Genomic DNA, 3,988 nt, shown 5'->3' with positions numbered 1-3,988 from the left:
TTGCGAATCTGGCCGTCGAGATCGGCAAGCTGTGATTTCAGGGCGCGGATGCGGGGATGATTGTCGAGTAAGGTGGTGGAGAGGTCGGCGATGTTGGCCCGAAGCTCGACCTGCCGCTCGCGCAGGCGCTGGATCAGGTCGGAATTCAGCACTTCCGGCACCGCGTCCAGCGAACCGCCGCTTTGCAGCGCCTTGCGCACGCTGTCGGCGGTCGCCTCGGCGGCGGCGCGATTGGCGCGCACTCGCGACAGTTCGGTGGACAGTTCGGAAAGCTGCTGGGTGGCCAGCACCGCATTGTTGCCGCCCATCAGCAGATCCGACTGGGCGCGGAAGTCGGCGACCTTGGCCTCGGCATCCTTGACCCGCTTCGACAGGTCGGCGATCTCAGGCGCCAGCCAGTCGGTGGCGGCGGCGTTCGATTCCAGCTTGGCGTTGCCCTGGACGGAAATGTAGGTGTCGGCGATGGCGTTCGGAATGTCGGCGGCGAGCCGAGGATCCTCAGAGGAAAACTCGATGACGATAACGCGAGATTTTTCAACGCTGTAGACGTTGAGCTTCTCGCGCATCTTCTTCAGCACGCGCTCTTCCGGCGGGATTTCGTTGGGGTCGCTTTTCAGCCCGACGATGACCAACAGCCGGCTGAGCGCCGACATCTTGGCCGCCTCGTCGAACTCGGGCAGCCGCGACAGGTTGAGCTTGGCGGCCACCTGCTTGAGGATGTCTGTCGAGGCGATGACCTCGACCTGGCTGGCCACGCCCTGCTCATCGAGAATCGGCTTCTCGCTGTCGTTGCTGGTGCCGTCAGGCCGGGTGAAGACCGATTCGCGGGTTTCGATCAGCAGCTTCGTCTCGGCCTTATAGTGCGGCGTGGCGAGCCAGGCGAGCGCGAAGGCCAGACCGGTGACGGCGAGCGCAACGACCAGGATGCGCAGCCAGTTCCGCGCCAGACTGGCGAAGAGCTGCCTGAGATCGACATCGACGTCTGCGGCCGCGGACTGAACGGACATGCATCCTGCTCCGAACTTTGAGTCTGGGATGGACCGTAAACAACTATGGTAACTCAGCCGTTAAGATCAGTACGAACCCCTATTAGAGACGACTGAAGAACATTCAGCAAAGACAGTAGAATAGCTACGCTTTTTGACGACTGCTGCCGCCGCGGATGGCAAAACCTTTACCGGCCATTAACCCTAACAGGACGATAACGGATTCCGTCCCCTGGGGTTTGCCGCGACATCTGGCGGCCAGCGATGAAGGTTCGTGACCGGTCATGAAAAGCACTGCTTCCCTCTTTCGTGCTCTGCTTGCCGTGTCGATGCTCGCCGGCTGCTCAAGCTACCGGCCGACGCCGGCGGCCTTCCATGAGGTGCTCGACCAGCCCTACCGACTCGGCGCCGGAGACCGCGTCCGCGTCACGGTCTTCGAGCAGGACGGCCTGACCAACACCTACAGTGTCGACCAGTCCGGCTACATGTCCTTGCCGCTGGTCGGCGCCGTGCCGGCGCGCGGCCACACCGCCCAGCAGCTCGAGAAGGAAATCGCCGACAAATTGCGGCAAGGCTATCTGCGCGATCCCGATGTCTCGGTCGAGATCGACCGCTACCGGCCGATCTTCGTCATGGGTGAAGTGGGCGCTGCCGGCCAGTATTCCTATGTGCCGGGCCTGACGGTGCAAAAGGCGATCGCGATCGCCGGCGGCTTCTCGCCGCGCGCCAACCAGGAAAGCGTCGACATCACCCGCGACATCAACGGCAAGGTAATGACCGGACGGGTGGTCACATCCGATCCGCTGCTGCCCGGCGATACAGTCTACGTCCGCGAACGGCTGTTTTGACAACCAACGTGGCGAACCAATTGCGGATCGTCCATTGCTTTCGCTCACCCGTCGGTGGGATATTCCGGCATGTGCGCGACCTGACCGAGGCGCAGATCGCTTCGGGCCACTCAGTCGGCATTGTCTGCGATTCGACCACCGGCGGCGAATTCGAGGAACGGCTGTTCGAGGGCATGACGGACAGCCTGGCGCTCGGCATCCATCGCACGCCGATGCAGCGCCATGTCGGGCCGGGCGACCTCGCCTCGGCCTGGCGCACCTACCGAATCATCAAGGAATTGCGGCCGGACGTGCTGCACGGGCACGGCGCCAAGGGTGGCGCCTATGCTCGGCTGTTCGGCTCATTGTTGCGGGTATCCAGGTCTCGCGTAGCCCGCCTTTATTCGCCGCATGGCGGCTCCCTCCACTATGACGAAACCACGGCCACCGGAAAGCTGTTCTTCGCGCTGGAGCGCTTCATGGCGCGCTTCACCGACTGCCTGCTGTTCGTCTCCGACTACGAGCGCCGCACCTGGCGCAGGAAGGTGGGCGAACCACCCATCCCCAACACGCTGGTCTACAATGGCCTGCGCGCGGTCGAGTTCGAACCGGTGGGGAGCGTGCCCGACGCGGCCGACCTGCTCTATATCGGCATGATGCGCGACCTCAAGGGTCCCGACATCTTCATCGATGCGCTGGCGCTGGCCGGCAACAGGCTTGGCCGACGCTTGAGCGCCGTGATGGTCGGCGATGGCGACGACCTGCCGCGATACCACGAACAGGTGAAACGGCTCGGCCTCGACGGCCATGTTCGCTTCCTGCCGCCGATGCCGGCCAGGGACGCCTTCACGCTGGCGGAGCTGATCGTCGTGCCATCCCGCGCCGAGGCCATGCCCTATATCGTGCTGGAGACGCTGGCCGCCGGCAAGCCGATGATTGCCACCGCTGTCGGCGGCATTCCGGAAATTTTCGGCGAAACCTCCCGCGCCTTGATCCGGCCCGACCCGAACCAGCTCGGCGACAGGCTGAGCGACGCGCTAGCCGATCTCGGCGCCTACCAGCGCCTGATGCCCGGGGCGCCCGACCTCAAGGCACGCTTCGGCGCCGACGTCATGGCGGCGGAGATCGAGAAGGCCTATTTTGCCGCGCTTCGGCGCTAGATCGTGGTCGGCTTGGTCTCAGCTATTTTTCACGCCGACCAGCGCCCTTTTCCTCAACGCTGGGTGGCAACCGCTTCAAAGCCATCGGTTGTCTCAAGGGTTTCTTAGCTCTCTTTTGCTATTCAGCTGAGCGAAGCCCGCGGACAATCCAATGAACGAGATCGACCCCGCACACCGCTTTTCCATGGACGCGGTACGCAAATTCGACGGCCCTGCCCCGAGCGAAGCATCGAGCAGCCTCAACGATGTGGCGCGCCAGGTCGCCTCGCAATACCGGCGCGATACGATGTCGCCGATCATGGTCAGCGGCGTGCTGCGCATGGTCGAGTTCGCGCTGCTGTTCCTGTCGGGTCTCTGTGTCTATGTCTACTATGTTGGCTTCTTCAAATATCTCGCCTGGCAGTACCCGCTGACGATCGCCGCGGCCTCGTTCCTGGCGGTGGTGCTGCTCGACGTCACCGACAGCTACCAGGTCTCGGCCCTGATGCGACCGATCGCCAATTTCGGCCGCGTGCTCCTGGTCTGGGCCGGCACTTACGCGCTGATGGCGCTGACGGCCTTCATCATGAAGATTTCGGAGGATTACTCGCGCCTCCTGTTCGGCACCTGGTTCGTCGTCGGCTTCGTGCTTATCTTCGGCCTCAGGCTGGTGATGTCCAACCTGATCCGGCGCTGGGCCCGCGACGGACGCATGGAGCGGCGCGCCGTCATCGTCGGTGGCGGTAAGTCGGCCGAGATGCTGATCCGCTCGGTCGAGAGGCAGCCCTACAACGACATCCGCATCTGCGGCATCTTCGACGATCGCGGCGACAAGCGCTCGCCGCCGATCGTCGCCGGCTATCCCAAGCTCGGCAACATTTCCGAGCTGATCGACTTCGCCCGCATCGCCCGCATCGACATGCTGATCGTGTCGCTGCCGCTGACCGCCGAATCGCGCGTGCTGCAGCTCCTGAAGAAGCTGTGGGTGCTGCCAGTCGACATCCGGCTGTCGGCGCATTCGAACGCGCTGCAATTC

General features: G+C 63.6%; 4 protein-coding genes and 1 pseudogene. 3 read left to right on the top strand and 2 right to left on the bottom strand.

All coding sequences use genetic code 11. The features are described from left to right. Both EN780_RS26545 and EN780_RS38970 read right to left on the bottom strand, forming a co-directional pair. Positions 1-1,007: GumC family protein (locus EN780_RS26545; protein ID WP_189556745.1), on the bottom strand; the 1,007-nt coding region annotated here is incomplete at its 3' end. Between the two features lie 124 nt (positions 1,008-1,131). Next, positions 1,132-1,272, bottom strand: coding sequence for a hypothetical protein (locus tag EN780_RS38970; RefSeq protein ID WP_189556743.1), 141 nt, complete (start codon positions 1,270-1,272; stop codon positions 1,132-1,134). Here EN780_RS38970 and EN780_RS26540 point away from each other — a divergent pair. From EN780_RS26540 to EN780_RS40845, 3 genes and pseudogenes are all read left to right on the top strand, one after another. Further along, positions 1,271-1,834: a polysaccharide biosynthesis/export family protein gene (locus tag EN780_RS26540; RefSeq protein WP_127282146.1), complete on the top strand. Its 564-nt coding sequence runs from the start codon at positions 1,271-1,273 to the stop codon at positions 1,832-1,834. The genes EN780_RS38970 and EN780_RS26540 overlap by 2 nt on opposite strands. An 8-nt stretch (positions 1,835-1,842) precedes the next feature. Continuing rightward, positions 1,843-2,973: a glycosyltransferase family 4 protein gene (locus EN780_RS26535; protein ID WP_127282147.1), complete on the top strand. Its 1,131-nt coding sequence runs from the start codon at positions 1,843-1,845 to the stop codon at positions 2,971-2,973. 151 nt (positions 2,974-3,124) lie between these two features. After that, positions 3,125-3,988, top strand: a pseudogene (locus tag EN780_RS40845) (undecaprenyl-phosphate glucose phosphotransferase); the annotation flags it as partial.

Source organism: Mesorhizobium sp. M4B.F.Ca.ET.089.01.1.1, from assembly GCF_004022605.1.
Classification (GTDB): Bacteria; Pseudomonadota; Alphaproteobacteria; order Rhizobiales; family Rhizobiaceae; genus Mesorhizobium; species Mesorhizobium abyssinicae.
The sequence above is the reverse complement of the archived record's forward strand: the minus strand, read 5'-3'. Positions and strand labels throughout refer to the sequence as shown.